The sequence below is a fragment of the Eubacterium limosum genome (assembly GCF_000807675.2).
In the GTDB taxonomy this organism is placed as follows: domain Bacteria; phylum Bacillota; class Clostridia; order Eubacteriales; family Eubacteriaceae; genus Eubacterium; species Eubacterium limosum.
Genome location: NZ_CP019962.1, coordinates 3942222 through 3956164, shown reverse-complemented (window position 1 = coordinate 3956164; position 13943 = coordinate 3942222). Strand labels below are relative to the sequence as shown.

The window sequence follows — 13943 nt, the reverse complement described above, 5'->3', positions numbered from 1 at the left end:
TATGCGACGTTATAGAGACGCAGATTCCGGAGAGTTGGGAATCCGCGGATATTTTTAAAAACTGAATGACAGAAGGAAGGGATTATCATGACTGAAAGACGCAGAGAGCTTATTTATGTCTGCTGCCTGACAGGCTTTATCACGATTACCTTTGCTTTTGGAAGATATATTTTTTCGATGATTACCCCGGATATTGTCAGAGAGCTGGGGATTGACTATGAATTTGTAGGCCGGATTAACGCCTTTCATCAGGGCGCCTATCTGTTGTTTTCACTGCTTGGCGGGCTGCTCTGCAGCGTGGTCAGCGTCAGGCATTTGATTGGAGGCTCGGTAGTGCTCTGCGGCGTCAGCGTCACACTGCTGGCGTTTGTGAATAACCCATGGGTACTGCTCTGTATTGTTACCCTCCAGGGGATTTTTGCCGCAACCTCCTGGATACCCATGGTGGCCTTTGTGGCAGAAAATATCCAGGAGAAGAACCGGGGAAAGAGCCTGGGGATTATCTCAAGCGGAACCTCCTTTGGCTTGATTTTAAACGGTGTGCTTATTCCGTGGCTCCTTAAATACGGCACATGGCACACAGTGTGGCTGGTCTTTGGGATGATCAGTCTTATTCTGGGGGCCGTAGGAATTTATGCAGTTACAGCGCTCGGGAAAAAGAGCCCAGAGGGTCCTGGGCTGGCGGAGTCAGGGCATGAGCCCGGACCGGTTGCGCAGGGAGGACAGCCCGCCGGCAGTGTCTGGCGGCATTACTTGCTGCTGGTGGCTCTGCTTGTGGTTTCGGGTCTTTATCTGATCCCCTTTCAAAGCTACATTGTTCCCCTTATGCAGGAGGATCTGGGACTCAGTGAGCAGGTTTCAGGACTTTGCTGGAGCGTGTTTGGCTTTATCGGTATTTTCAGCGGTCTTATGGCCGGTATGCTGGCGGACCGCACCTCGGCTAAAACAGCCATGATCATAACCTACGGGATATCGGTGCTGTCCATTGCCTCAGTGGTCTTTTTAGGCGGTGCGGCTGCTGCGCTTTTGGCCTGTGCTATTTTTGGGCTGACCTACAATGGTATTTTTGGACTGCATCCTACCTATGTTTCAAGAATTTTGCCGCCGGATAAAACAGCCCGCCTGTTCGGGCTGTTAAACCTTTCGCTGGGGCTGGGCTCCATGATCGGCAATTATGCGGGCGGCGCAATTAAAAAGGCAACAGGCAGCTTTACTCTGGCCTATCAGCTGATGCTGGTAATGGCAGTTTTAGCCGTGGTAATCTGCTTGATGATAAAAAGTGATCGCGAGAAAGGCGGAAAACAAAATGGAAAAAATCGTATTTAATCCCATGGAAATTTTTTATGACATCGAGGCTTTTGCAGAGGATAAAAACATTGATCCCCAATCACAGGTTTACAGCGAGCTTCTACGATGGGCAGCAGCGGCCGAAAAGATTGTGAGGCCCAGGGCCATCATTAAATGGTGCGCTGTAAAGGCGCTTGGCGATGACCGGGTGCAGGTTGCGCATAAAACTTTTGAAAGCCATCTGCTGGCGGAAAAGCTGAAGGGAATCGAACGGGTTTTTGCCACAGTGGTAACTGCCGGCGACGAGCTGGACGCCCTCCGGCAGCCCTCAGATGAGGTGCGTAATCTGTTAAAATATGCCGCGCTCAGAGAGGCTCGTGCGGCGGTGGACCGCTATTTAAAAGAGCATTTTGCCTTTGACCATATGGGACGCTTGAATCCGGGCTCACTGCCAGACTGGCCGATCGCCAACAATCCTGCTCTTTTTGAGATCATCGGAGACGTGACGGAGACCATTGGGGTCCGGCTGACAGAAAAAAACTATATGGAGCCGGGATACTCGGTGTCGGAGCTGCTTTTTTCAAGCGATGCGGATTATGATAATTGTAGTCTGTGCAAGAAATATGACTGCATCGGGCGCAAGGTCCCCTTTGATCCAGAGGCCTATGAACGGATATTTGGATAAAATGGAGGTAAAAAATGAAAGGCGAAGAAACAGGAACACGTGACTTAAAGGAAGCCCTTCATGCCTATGAAAAAGAGCTTTTATTGGATGTGCTGGCCGAGAACTGCTACAATATTTCCAAAAGCGCCAGGATTTTGGGGATATCCAGACAAAACCTGCAGCATAAAATAAAGCTCTATCACATAGCCGTAAAGCACCGTCTGGCCGGCGGCAGCCAGGGTTGAGAACCATTGGGAATACAAGGACTTTATAGCAGCCTATTTGTTTACTGTGGGGGAGGCCAGCTCGTGCATTTGCTGTCCCCACATGGCAAGCTGAGAAAGAATAGGAATTAAGCCTTCGGCCAGCTCGGCCAGACTGTATTCTACCCGGACCGGCATTTCATCATATTGTCTTCGGTAGATCAGGCCGCTGCTTTCCAGTTCTTTTAATGAGCTGGCCAGCATGGTGTTGGTAATACCGGATATCTTTCGTTTCAATTCGTTATAACGTGTGGGGCCGTCCTGCTTCAAGGCACAGATGATCGGAATCTTCCATTTGCCGCCAATCAGGTTAAGCGCAATGGTCAGCAGGCAGTATTCGCCGCAGGGGCAATTGCCAGTACAGGTTTGGCTTTCAGTGTTTTTCAGGGTACTCATTTTTTTCTCACCTACTCATAATAAACTGCGTAATTGATTACATCTTTTTATGGTAGTATAATTATACCAGATAGTAAATCCGGAGTAAACAGCTGTCAATAAAACAAAGGAGTATTGTGATGAAAATACAGGAAGATGTCAAAAAAGTAATTGAAGGTTCCAGCTATGTAACCATCGTAACGGTTGGTGAAGCAGGAGAGCCCCATCCGATCATTGTGGGAAATGTCAAAGCAGGTGAAGATGCCATTATTATTGGCATATATAAAATGGAAGTTACCCAGAAAAATTTACAGAAAAATCCAAAGACCTGGATATTGGCAGCAACTGTAGACGGCGGCCCAAAGGGCTACCGTCTTGTCGGAAATGCAGTGGTTAAGGATAAAGAAGTCATCTTTACACCTGAGAGTGCGGAACTGTTGCTTTAATGTTTGAAATTTTGGATTCAAAAAAATCACAGAGCGAACGCCCTGTGATTTTTATTTTAGTCTTTAAAGCAATTTCAATCGACCTGATAGACATCTTCCTTTGGCAGAACAATAACGCCAGAGTTCTTGAGCACCTCGATGGCTTTTTCCTGGTCGCTTGTTTTCATGATGACCAGGGGCATGGCGCTCTGATTGCGCATGACAAAGGAATAGACGTATTCCACATTGATGTCGTTATCGGATAAAGTGTCAAAAATGCGGTACATGGCGCCGATTCGGTCTTCGGGCTCAACCGCCAGCACATCGGTCATTTTGGCCACGTGACCGGCCTCTTTCAGTAGCTCAGCGGCTTTGTAGGGTTCGTTGACGACCAGGCGCAGTATGCCGAATTCCGAGCTGTCAAAAACCGAGATCGCCCGGATATCAATTCCGGCGTCACAGATCACCTTTGTGATGCTGGCAAGATGTCCTTTTTTGTTTTCGATAAAAATGGATAATTGTTTGATTAACATATCGGGCCTCCTTATTTTTCATTGCGAAGGTCAAGGACACGCTGGGCCTTTCCTTCGGAACGTTTTAAGCTCTTTGGTTCAACGAGGTGGATGGTTGGGTGAATCCCCAGGATGGTATGAAGCTTGGTCTTGATTTCGGCATAGAGCGCGTCCAGCTTGGTGACAGAATCCAGCAGATCGTGGTCGATTACCTCCACATCAATTTCGATTTTATCCAGATACCCCTTCTTGCTGACGGTAATCAGATAGTTGGAGCCAATGCCGTCAATACTCAGCAGCACTTCCTCGATCTGGGACGGGAAGACATTGACACCGCTGATGATGAGCATATCATCGGTACGGCCTTCAATCTTGGCCATGCGGGCAGTGGTACGGCCACAGGCACAGGGGGAATAATCGAGATGGGTGATATCCTTTGTGCGGTAACGGATCAGCGGCAGTGCCTGCTTGGTGATAGGCGTGATGACCAGCTCGCCGGTTTCGCCTTCTGGCAGAACCTCCAAGGTCACAGGGTCAATGATTTCTGCGATAAAGTGATCCTCATTGATGTGCATGCCAGTGAGCGCCTGGCATTCGCCGGAAACACCAGGGCCGATGAGCTCGCTCATCCCGTAGTTTTCAGTGGCAAACAGGCCAAAGGCCTCGTTGATCTTGGCGCGCATGGCCTCGGTGGAGCCTTCACCGCCAAAACAGCCGACCCGCAGGTTTAAATCCGTCGCCGGGTCCAGGCCCATATCCTGAGCCACCTCAGCCAGGCGCAGCGCGTAGGAAGGCGTGCCGATGAGTACAGTGGCGCCAAAATCCTTCATGATTTTTATCTGCTTCTGGGTATTGCCGCTGGACATGGGCACAACGCCGGCTCCAACCTTTTCAAGGCCCTGGTGTAGGCCAAAAGCGCCCGTGAACAGGCCGTAGCCAAAGGATACATGCGCAGTATCCCGTTTGGTAACGCCACCCATGGTAACCAGACGGGCAATACACTCGGCCCAGGTTTCAAGATCCTTCCTGGTGTAGCCTACAACAGTGGGGTTGCCGGTGGTGCCGGAGGACGCATGGTAGCGCACGATTTTTTCCTTCGGCACTGCGAACAGGCCGAAGGGATAGTTCATCCGAAGATCCTCCTTGGTGGTAAAAGGCAGAAAACGCAGGTCCTCCAGAGAACGGATATCATCGGGCTTGATTTTATTGGCCTTAAACAGGTTTCTGTAGTAAGGCACATTTTTATAGACGTGCTTGAGTGTTTTTTTCAGACGTTTGAATTGAATTTCGCGAATTTCTTCGCGGGGCAGGGTTTCTTTTAATGACCAAATCATATTTACTCCTTATGATAAACGCGATTGAATGCGGATTACTTACCTGGACGCCAGGAACTTTTAAGCGGCACGACCTGATTAAAGACCGGATTTCCCTCGGTTGAATATTTAGGGTCAACGGAGAAATAACCCTGGCGGACAAACTGGAACTTGTCATAGGGGCTGGCTTCCAGCACACGCGGTTCTACCCAGGCGGTGATCTTTTTCAGTGAGTCCGGGTTAATTTTATCAAGGAAGGTGTCAGCGTCAAAGCCTTCTTCATCCTTAAGCAGCGGGTTCAGCATATGAACCTCAACCTGTTCTCCTTCGGAGGCTGATACCCAGTGGATGGTTCCCTTGACTTTGCGGCCTGTAAAACCGGAGCCGGATTTTGTTTCTGGGTCATAGGTACATTTAAGCTCGATGACCTCGCCGTTTTCATCCTTGATAACCTCGTTGCAGGTAATGAAATAGGCGCCTCTCAGGCGGACTTCATTGCCAGGGAAGAGACGGAAGTATTTTTTAACCGGAACTTCCATAAAGTCTGATTTTTCAACATAGATTTCACGTCCAAAAGGCATTTTGTGCATGCCCATTTCCGGTACATCCAGATTTGTCTCAATTTCAAGCCACTCGATCTGATCCTCAGGATAATTGGTAATGGTAACCTTGAGCGGATCGAGTACAGCATTGACACGCGGGGCTTTCAGCTTTAAGTCGTCGCGGATAAAATGCTCCAGCATGGCGATGTCGACAGTGGAGTTTGCCTTGGCGACGCCGATCTCCTCACAGAAAGCCTGAATAGCCTCCGGTGTATAGCCACGGCGGCGCATACCGGAGATAGTCGCCAGTCTCGGGTCATCCCAGCCATCCACAATGCCTTCATCGACCAGTCTTTTCAGGTAGCGTTTGCCCATAATGGTACCGGACAGGTTCAGCTTTGCAAATTCGATCTGGCGGGGGTGCTCGGCCTTAAAGTCGTCCAGGTTGGCCAGAACCCAGTCGTAGAAGGGACGGTGGTCTTCAAATTCCAGGGTACAGAGGGAATGGGTGATGCCTTCGATGGCATCCTCCACCGGATGGGCAAAATCGTACATGGGGTAGATGTACCAGTCTTCGTCGGTATTGGGGTGCTTGGTGTGCAGGATACGGTAAATGACTGGATCGCGCATGTTCATATTCGGGCTGGCCATGTCGATTTTAGCCCGGAGTACTTTAACGCCCTCGTCAAATTCGCCGGCTTTCATTTTTTCAAAAAGTTCAAGGTTTTCGGATACAGAGCGGTTGCGGTAGGGGCTTTCCTTACCGGGCGCCTTGAGTGTGCCGCGGTATTCACGAATCTGGTCTGCGTTTAAGTCATCTACAAAGGCCAGGCCCTTTTTAATGAGCTCTACGGCGTATTCCGCCATTTTTGAAAAATAGCTGGACGCAAAGTAGAGGCGGTCTTCCCAGTCAATGCCCAGCCAGGATAAATCCTCTTTGATCGAGTTGACATATTCAATGTCTTCCTTGACAGGGTTGGTGTCGTCAAAACGCAGGTTGAACTTTCCGTTGTATTTTTTGGCAATGCGGTAGTTCAGCAAAGAGGCCTTGGCGTGGCCAATATGTAAATAGCCATTGGGTTCGGGTGGAAAACGGGTGTGTACGCGCTCGTCGGTATACACATGGTTTTTGTTATCCTCATCAATGGCGTTGATAATAAAATTGGTTTTTTCGTTTGTCTCCATCTATTCTCTCCTGTTGTGATCCTTAATTTTTATACTTCCTAAAATAATATCATAAAATTGTGCAAAAGCCTATAGTTAAGATGGGATATTGTGGGAGAAATTGCGGCGGATTTCCATAATTTCGAAAAACGTAAAATATAGAATTTTTAAAATTTTGTCTTGACAAACGAAATTAAACGAAATATAATTTGAGCATACTCAAATTTAATCACGCTCAAATAATTGAAGGGAGTAAAAAAGTGTGTTACATAAAGAGGAGCAGAGGTTAATGCAGTAAATCAAGTATTAAGGAGAGAGTGTTATGTCAGTGGAAATGTCACAGTCAAAGAAAACGTTGGCAGTCATTGCCATTATGGCCACAGCCATTGCCGTTATGGCGGATCTGGCCATTAATCCTGTAATTGGTCTGTTATATCAGGCCTATCCGGATTCAATGGGGTATATTAATTATTTTATTTCGGGACCAATGTTAATTGTTGTCATTGCGTCTTTATTAACCGGCGTGGTTCTGAAAAAGGTTAACAAGCGGACCGTTATGATTGCGGGCGGCGTTGTTTTTGCCGTTGGGGCGATCTTAGGCGTTTTAGTCGATGATTTTTTATACATGTGTATCATGCGTACTCTGGTGGGGATTGGTTCAGGTGTTGTCAATGTGGTGGCTGTCGCCCTGATCGCGGATCTCTATGAGGACGAGACGAAAAGGGCTAAAATTACAGGCTATTATAATGCGGCCCTGAGTCTCGTAGGGGTTATCTTCAGCTATGCGGCCGGTATTCTGGCAGCCAGCGGTGTCTGGCAGAATGTCTTTAAGATTTACTGGTCAGCGGTGCCAATGGTAATTTTGCTGATCGTGTTTATTCCCAGTATCCGTCCAGAGAGCCAGGCCGCGCAGCAGTCCGGCGGCAAGGCTGAAAAGGAATCCCTGGGCTGGCGGTTTTGGTGGATGAGCTTTGGATGGTTTGTGATGAATGTGGTATTGGGGGGGACGGTCCTCTATTATCTGTCCTCCTACATTATGGAAAATGGTATTGGCGGGACCGAGCTGGCAGGAATTTCGGCCTCAGTTAAATCCCTGGCCGGGTTTGTGCTCTGCCTGGGCTTTGGATTTGTTTACAGCAAGCTCAAACGGCAGACCATTACCCTCTGTTATCTTGTAGCCGCGCTGTCCCTGTTTATTCTGATTCTTTTCCCATCAGTGGCAACGGTTCTGGTTGTGGGTACTATAGGGGGCTGTACCTACAAATATGCTTTCTCATATGCTTATGCCCAGGGATTTGCGATTGTACCAAAATCCCGGTATGACGATTCAGTATCCATCTCGACAGCGGTTTACGGCATTGGCTCTTTTGCCAGTACTTACTACGCAACATGGCTGACACAGATCATGCACACCGATTCCTTCGTAAAAACATGGATTATTTCAGCCATCATACTGGCAGTACTGTTTGTGGCAGAAATATTTGTATCGGCAATTGAAAAGAAACGTTTTACAAAGACCAGTGAAGCGTAAAAGCATCGGTTTAACAAATCAAAAGGAGATTAAAATAAATGAGAGATGACGTAAAAAAAACATGTGAAGAACGAACACAAAATATCAAAGATGTATTTGACAATAAAATTCCGAAACGGGTGCCTATTTCGGTCAGCCTGCCTTTAACAGCAGTGGCAGATTATGGTAAAGTAGACCGAAAGGCCGCCTACTGGGACCCTTCACTGCTTGAGCCGGCAGCGGAGGAGCTGTGCGAAATGATCCCGACCGATACCTGTATTTATGCGGGATCTGTCTACGCACCTTACTCATCCCAGACTCTGGACGCCAAAAACAAGCTGATGTCCAATACCGGGATCATGCAGCACCCCAACACAGAGTGCATGCAGGCCGATGAGTACAGCGAGCTCATCGAAGATCCCTATGCCTTTTTAATTGATAAATGTGTTCCGCGGCTTTATAAAAACCTTAATGTGGAGGAAAGTGCGGGAAAGGTTTTGTTTTCATTGTATGAGGAGATGGTTCTGGAGGGCGACTACTATGCAAAAACAGGGTCCATGGTAGAGAGGCTTAACGAAAAATACGGCTACCCATCAGATGTCGGCATTCAGGGCTTTGGCCGTGCCCCGATGGACTGGATCGGGGATCAGCTCAGGAGCTTTTCAGGAATCTGCATGGATGTCCGAAGACACCGGAAGGAGCTGTCAGAAGCCCTTGACGCCATTTATCCAATGATGTACAAAATGGGAAAATGCACAGACAGCCGTCAGATCAACCGCTATAATCCAACCATGTTCCAGCTGCATATGGCAACCTATATCCGTGAGAAGGATTTTGCAGAGGTGTGGCTGCCTTCTTGGAAACGCCTGGTAACAGATTACGCGGCCCTCGGAATGCGCTGCGGCGCCTTTTTAGAGCACGACTGGACAAGGCTGCTGGATTATCTGTATGAGCTGCCAACGGGTATGTACTTTACCTTTGAACTGACCGACCCACGCGAAATCAAGAAAAAACTGGGCAAAAAGTTTGTTTTGGGCGGCGGCTTCCCGCTGAACAATCTTTTAACCTGTACAAAGCAGGAGGTTATTGATAAAACAAAGGCCTGGCTGGATATTATGGCGCCCGGCGGACAATATATTTTCGGCTTTGACAAGGACCCCATCACACTGGCGGATATCAAGCTTGAAAACCTGGCGGCGGTCTGTGAAACAGTGCGGGATTATGGCGTATATGAAAATGACGGAACCGCCACGGGCGAAGTCTTCAGGAAGGAAGACTATCACCATTCAGAGGTTCCGGCATTTAAAAGCCGCTATTACCAGAGCTGGGACGATTATCTGAAATACTATCCCAATACGCCAGATAACGCCAGGGCATTGGTAATGGCAGCCCAGGACGCAGTATTTGAAAAATTTTTCTATATGAGCTGCTAGACCTATTCTTGAGGACAGGGTGCGATGGAGAGCTTGAAGTCCTCGGATATCCGGATATCCAGAGTGCCCAGATCCTCATAAACGCGGGATATGCGTTTGGAGAAATCCATTTTTTCCAGGAAGGAGTAGTGCAGCTCAATATAATAATTAAAGATTTCATCAAAGGTCAGATGGTCAATGTCCCGGTCGATATAGGACTCCAGGTAACCGTCCATTCCAATCATAGCGGCAAAGTAGAACAGGGCTTTCTGTTCGCTCATGTACTCCTTGGCGACAAGAAAGGGTTCCGAATAGCTGTAGACAAAACGTGACAGCTCCTTGTCATAAGCGCGCTGTGTGCAGACCTCGGCCGAAAAACGCCGGTATTTGGCGTTGTCATAAAGCAGACGTAAATGCATGGCAAGTGCCAGCATGCGCTGCTGTGTCAGATCGCTGTCGGGAAAAAGTGCCTTGGATTCGTTTGAGAGCGTCTCCATGATTTCCTGATAGATCAGCAGGGCAATGTTAATCTTGCTTTTAAAATGGTAAGAGACTGAGCCGGGGTTTGTATTTGTCGCTTTACAGATTCCAGCAAAGGTTACGGCAGAAAACCCTTCTTCATAAAACAGATGCCTGCAAGTGCTGAGAATTTTCTTTCGTGTCGAAATCCCGTTTTTATTTTCTGTTGCCATTTTGATTACGCCTCCTTTTTTAATCGCGGTCAAATAATAATGTACCATTATGATAACACAAAATATACAGAGATTAAAACAGAAGAATTATTTTATTTAAAGGATAAATCATCCAGAATCAGAGGTCTATTATGTTAGAGGCGTTCTCCAGAACAAGAAGGCTGCTGGCTTATGTCAGTATCTTGACCACCTCCTTTGCGGTGATGTACACCACCATTTTTCAGGTGATCAATTATAATATCTACGAAGCCTTTCCAGAACAGGCAATGGCTGTCAATTTCTTTATTTCCGGTCCATATATTGTAATAATGTGCGTATCCTTTATCTCACCAGCGATCTACAGCCGGACAAACCGGAAAAAAGCCCTGCTGACAGCCTGTGTGATCTTTACCGTTTCAGCGCTGCTTTTTACACGTCAGGTTAGTATTTATGGTTTTATCGCAGTAAATCTGATCTGTGGGACAGCCTCTGCTTATATCAATGTCGCGGCAGTTACGATGATCGCGGAGCTGTATGTCGATGAGCGTATCCGGGCAAAATACATGGGATATTACAATTCTGCCATGGCAGCGGCGGGGTCTCTTTTTTCAGTGGCGGCAGGCTATCTGGCACACCGGTCATGGGTCGGTGCCTTTAATGTTTACTGGACTGCGGCTTTGATGACTCTGATGGTGGCTTTGTTTATCCCAAGCCTTCCCAAAACGCTTTTCGACCAGGAGAAAGACAAAATGGAAAATGGCACGGGCATTGCCAGATTAGGCTCCAGGTTCTGGATAATGCTTTTAAATTTCATCGTGCTGGGCATAACCTATTTTGTTCCGGGTTTCTTTTTATCCTTATATATTGTAGAACATGGTCTGGGCGATGTCGGTTATGCCGGCATCGCACTTTCAGTCGATACCCTGGGCGGTGCCGTCTTTGCCTTTTTCTTTGATCGGACCTATCGAAAATTGGGAAGCTTTACCTCGGTTGTATCGGATGTCCTCATGTCTGTTGTACTTTTACTTTTATATCTTTTTCCGAACCGTTTTCTGCTGATTATAATTGTAACCCTGATGGGAGGGGCCTATATGACGTCCATTGCCTATGTCTATCAGGAGGTGACAGAGGTGGTACCCTCGGTATGTATGACACGCGCCATGGGAATTGTGGTCGGGGTCCAGTACATCGCCACCTTTTTGGCTACATATATCACCACCGGGTTGATGAAGCTTCTGGATACCGCTGAGCTCACGCCAATCCTTATTTTTCCAGTCATATGGATTCTGCTGTCTGCCCTGATGGAGTACCGCAGCGTAAGATGTGATCAGGCTTCCCGTTTCAGGGAGACTACTAAAACGAGCCATTAAAACTGAAAGTTTTCAAAGTGCCGGGTACTGTGATATAATAATCCTGAAAAACGAATCAGGAGGAGTATGATCATGAGCTGCAACACATGTCAAACACCCGAAACTGCCGAAGAGCGTATCTGCCGGAAGGATAAAAATGAACAGGGCTGTACCTGTACCGAATTTGGCTGTAAACAGCATGGCTACTGCTGTGAATGTATCGCCAAGCATCGGGGCCGGGGACAGATACCAGGCTGCCTGTTTTCCAAAGAAGGAGAAAAGCTCCACGACAGAAGCCTGGAAGCATTTTTAGAGGATGTAAAGAGAAGGCAGCAGGCTTAGGCCGCCCATTAAAAAGACCGATGGTTTTCTTTGGAAAAACCATCGGTCTTTTTCTTTTTGTGCCCGTGCTAAAACAAGCTTGACAAAAAAGAACGGCTTATCTATAATACTAAACAGATATAAAATGATAGGTACCTAACGATAATAAGCGTATTTATAAACTAAAAAAAAGAGGAGACTGCTTTGAATATCACAGATAATGAAATCATTGAGCTGTTTTTTAATGTTGCGAGAATGAACCGTTATATTCCATCCCGGGATACTGAGGGAGACAACCTGAGGCCATTTATGGGGCAATACCGGTGTTTGTTCTTTCTCGAAGACAAACATGAAATCAGCCAGAGAGAAATGGCTGATGCCCTGCAGATTCGCCCGCCTTCTTTAAGCGAGCTGCTGTCTAAATTGGAGGAGAAGGGATATGTGCAGCGTGTCCCGTCTAAAAAGGATAGGCGAAGCTTAATGGTCTCCCTGACCGCGGAGGGGATAGAGGAAGTAAAAAAAAGCCGAAAAAAGCAGAAGAAAGTACACAGCGATATGCTGGCGTCTTTAACAGATGATGAAAAGCGGACATTTTATGCTCTTTTAAATAAGATAAACAATCACAGCGCAAGAGGGGAAGAACATTGACCAACACCATTAACATTACCGACAGGAAAAGAACCCTGATTTTTATCAATATATTAATCACCTGTATTGCCTCGTCCATGCTGGCAACAGCCCTGACAACGGCTCTGCCGCCTATTATCAAAGCCTTCGACATCAGTGTGACGACAGGACAATGGCTCACAAGCGGTTATTCGCTGGCCATGGGAACCATGATGCCGCTGACAGCTTTTCTCATAACCCGTTTTCCAACCAGAAAACTTTATCTGTCCGCTATTGGCTGTTTTATCTTAGGATTGCTGCTCTGTGCTGCCGCGCCTAATTTTCAGTTCATGATGTTTGGAAGAATTCTTCAGGCCTGCGGAAACGGCGTCCTGACCTCCATGGCCCAGGTTATCCTCCTGACCATCTATCCGGTTGAGAAAAAGGGGAGCATCATGGGGTGGTACGGCCTCTCGGTTGGCGCCGCTCCGGTAATTGCGCCGACAATTGCAGGGCTTCTGGTAGACTCAGTGGGATGGCGGATGATCTTTTGCATTGCTATTTTTATTATGCTCATCTCGCTGGTCTTTGCCGTTTTTGTTTTTGATAATGTGCTGGAGAATGTTATTACCCGGTTTGACTTGCTGTCCTTTATCCTCAGTGCCTTTGCCTTTGGCGGCATTACACTGGGCATCGGAAATATGGGAAGCGGCGCTTTCGTCAGTTTTAAAATCCTCTTGCCCCTCGCGGTTGGCTGTACGGCCTCGGTCTTTTTCGTTCATCGGCAGCTCCATTTAAAAGAGCCCTTCCTGGAGCTGCGCGTTCTTAAAAATAAGGAGTATACCCTGAGTCTGATTGGCAGCATGCTGTTGTATTTTGTGATGATGGGGTCGTCCATCATCATGCCTCTTTACGTTCAGTCCATTATGGGCTATTCGGCAACACTCTCCGGGTTAGTCACCCTTCCCGGGTCGCTGGTTATGGCTATTGTGAGCCCTTTTGCCGGGAAGATTTATGACCGGATCGGAATCAAAAAATTATTTGTTGCCGGCGCGCTTTTCATGCTGACCAGTAATATCGGCATGTTCTTTATCACGATGAATACCTCTGTCTGGGTCGCGTCCCTTTACAATACGATTCGCTGTGCCGCCATTGGCTGCCTGATGATGCCGTTGGTAACCTGGGGCATCAGTGGGGTTAAAATTGAGCTGACCGCCCACGGCACCGCCCTCCTGACTTCGCTCCGGACAATTGCCGGCGCCATCGGTTCGGCTGTTTTTGTAGGTATTATGACCGCTGTGACAAACAGCTCCCTTACCAGCTATGGCGCGCGTGCGCCGATCCATGGATTAAATGTCACCTTTCTGGCCATGGCGCTCTCCACAACGGTTTTGCTGGCGGTTGCTGTATTTTTAGTGAAGCCGGGTAAAGAGTAGGCTTTATTGAGACAGACCGCTTTTTATCTTTGATTTTTGCTGAAATTCTTTGGCGTAAGGTGTATAATAGACGAGGAAAATTGACAGAATGAG

At 47.5% G+C, this 13943-nt stretch carries 15 protein-coding genes; 10 read left to right on the top strand and 5 right to left on the bottom strand.

The window, feature by feature from the left end; translation table 11 throughout:
- Nucleotides 1-87 precede the first annotated feature (87 nt).
- Genes B2M23_RS18625 through B2M23_RS18615 form a run of 3 tightly spaced genes read left to right on the top strand, consistent with a single transcriptional unit; the run spans nt 88 to nt 2196 of the window.
- Complete coding sequence (locus B2M23_RS18625) at nt 88-1326, top strand: MFS transporter (protein ID WP_038351507.1); 1239 nt, start codon at nt 88-90, stop codon at nt 1324-1326.
- Nucleotides 1307-1972 (top strand): hypothetical protein, encoded by a 666-nt coding sequence (locus tag B2M23_RS18620; protein ID WP_052237135.1) that lies wholly within the window; start codon nt 1307-1309, stop codon nt 1970-1972. The genes B2M23_RS18625 and B2M23_RS18620 overlap by 20 nt, the downstream gene beginning before the upstream one ends.
- Before the next feature lie 14 nt (nt 1973-1986).
- Nucleotides 1987-2196 carry a helix-turn-helix domain-containing protein gene (locus B2M23_RS18615; RefSeq protein WP_038351508.1) on the top strand — a complete coding sequence of 70 codons (210 nt, stop codon included), beginning with the start codon at nt 1987-1989 and terminating at the stop codon, nt 2194-2196.
- A gap of 33 nt (nt 2197-2229) precedes the next feature.
- Here the strand turns inward: B2M23_RS18615 and B2M23_RS18610 are convergent, their stop codons facing one another.
- Nucleotides 2230-2610, bottom strand: a complete 381-nt coding sequence (locus B2M23_RS18610) for a winged helix-turn-helix transcriptional regulator (RefSeq protein ID WP_038351509.1) — start codon at nt 2608-2610, stop codon at nt 2230-2232.
- A gap of 119 nt (nt 2611-2729) precedes the next feature.
- Between B2M23_RS18610 and B2M23_RS18605 the strand changes: the two genes are divergently transcribed.
- Entirely contained in the window at nt 2730-3035 is a 306-nt protein-coding gene (locus tag B2M23_RS18605; protein WP_038351510.1) for a pyridoxamine 5'-phosphate oxidase family protein, read from the top strand.
- Between the two features lie 74 nt (nt 3036-3109).
- Here B2M23_RS18605 and B2M23_RS18600 read toward each other — a convergent pair whose 3' ends face one another.
- From B2M23_RS18600 to B2M23_RS18590, 3 genes are read right to left on the bottom strand one after another with little or no spacing between them, the layout of a single operon-like run.
- Entirely contained in the window at nt 3110-3547 is a 438-nt protein-coding gene (locus tag B2M23_RS18600) for an ACT domain-containing protein (RefSeq protein ID WP_038351511.1), read from the bottom strand.
- Between the two features lie 11 nt (nt 3548-3558).
- Nucleotides 3559-4860: a phenylacetate--CoA ligase family protein gene (locus B2M23_RS18595; protein WP_038351512.1), complete on the bottom strand. Its 1302-nt coding sequence runs from the start codon at nt 4858-4860 to the stop codon at nt 3559-3561.
- Between the two features lie 35 nt (nt 4861-4895).
- Entirely contained in the window at nt 4896-6566 is a 1671-nt protein-coding gene (locus B2M23_RS18590; RefSeq protein WP_038351513.1) for a glutamine--tRNA ligase/YqeY domain fusion protein, read from the bottom strand.
- Nucleotides 6567-6867: 301 nt separating this feature from the next.
- On the opposite strand from B2M23_RS18590, the gene B2M23_RS18585 reads away from it, so the two are divergent.
- Both B2M23_RS18585 and B2M23_RS18580 read left to right on the top strand, forming a co-directional pair.
- A complete protein-coding gene (locus B2M23_RS18585; protein WP_038351514.1) occupies nt 6868-8076 on the top strand; it encodes an MFS transporter in 1209 nt (402 codons plus the stop codon).
- 38 nt (nt 8077-8114) lie between these two features.
- Complete coding sequence (locus B2M23_RS18580; RefSeq protein WP_038351515.1) at nt 8115-9488, top strand: uroporphyrinogen decarboxylase/cobalamine-independent methonine synthase family protein; 1374 nt, start codon at nt 8115-8117, stop codon at nt 9486-9488.
- 2 nt (nt 9489-9490) lie between these two features.
- On the opposite strand, the gene B2M23_RS18575 is transcribed toward B2M23_RS18580, so the two are convergent.
- Nucleotides 9491-10159: a TetR/AcrR family transcriptional regulator gene (locus B2M23_RS18575; protein WP_038351516.1), complete on the bottom strand. Its 669-nt coding sequence runs from the start codon at nt 10157-10159 to the stop codon at nt 9491-9493.
- 131 nt (nt 10160-10290) lie between these two features.
- On the opposite strand from B2M23_RS18575, the gene B2M23_RS18570 reads away from it, so the two are divergent.
- From B2M23_RS18570 to B2M23_RS18555, 4 genes are all read left to right on the top strand, one after another.
- Nucleotides 10291-11508, top strand: coding sequence for an MFS transporter (locus B2M23_RS18570; RefSeq protein ID WP_038351517.1), 1218 nt, complete (start codon nt 10291-10293; stop codon nt 11506-11508).
- Nucleotides 11509-11580: 72 nt separating this feature from the next.
- Nucleotides 11581-11829, top strand: a complete 249-nt coding sequence (locus tag B2M23_RS18565; RefSeq protein WP_227205241.1) for a DUF6485 family protein — start codon at nt 11581-11583, stop codon at nt 11827-11829.
- 183 nt (nt 11830-12012) lie between these two features.
- On the top strand, nt 12013-12456 hold the full coding sequence (locus tag B2M23_RS18560) for a MarR family winged helix-turn-helix transcriptional regulator (protein WP_052237136.1): 444 nt from the start codon (nt 12013-12015) through the stop codon (nt 12454-12456).
- Nucleotides 12453-13850: an MDR family MFS transporter gene (locus B2M23_RS18555; RefSeq protein ID WP_038351518.1), complete on the top strand. Its 1398-nt coding sequence runs from the start codon at nt 12453-12455 to the stop codon at nt 13848-13850. The genes B2M23_RS18560 and B2M23_RS18555 overlap by 4 nt, the downstream gene beginning before the upstream one ends.
- Nucleotides 13851-13943: the final 93 nt, after the last annotated feature.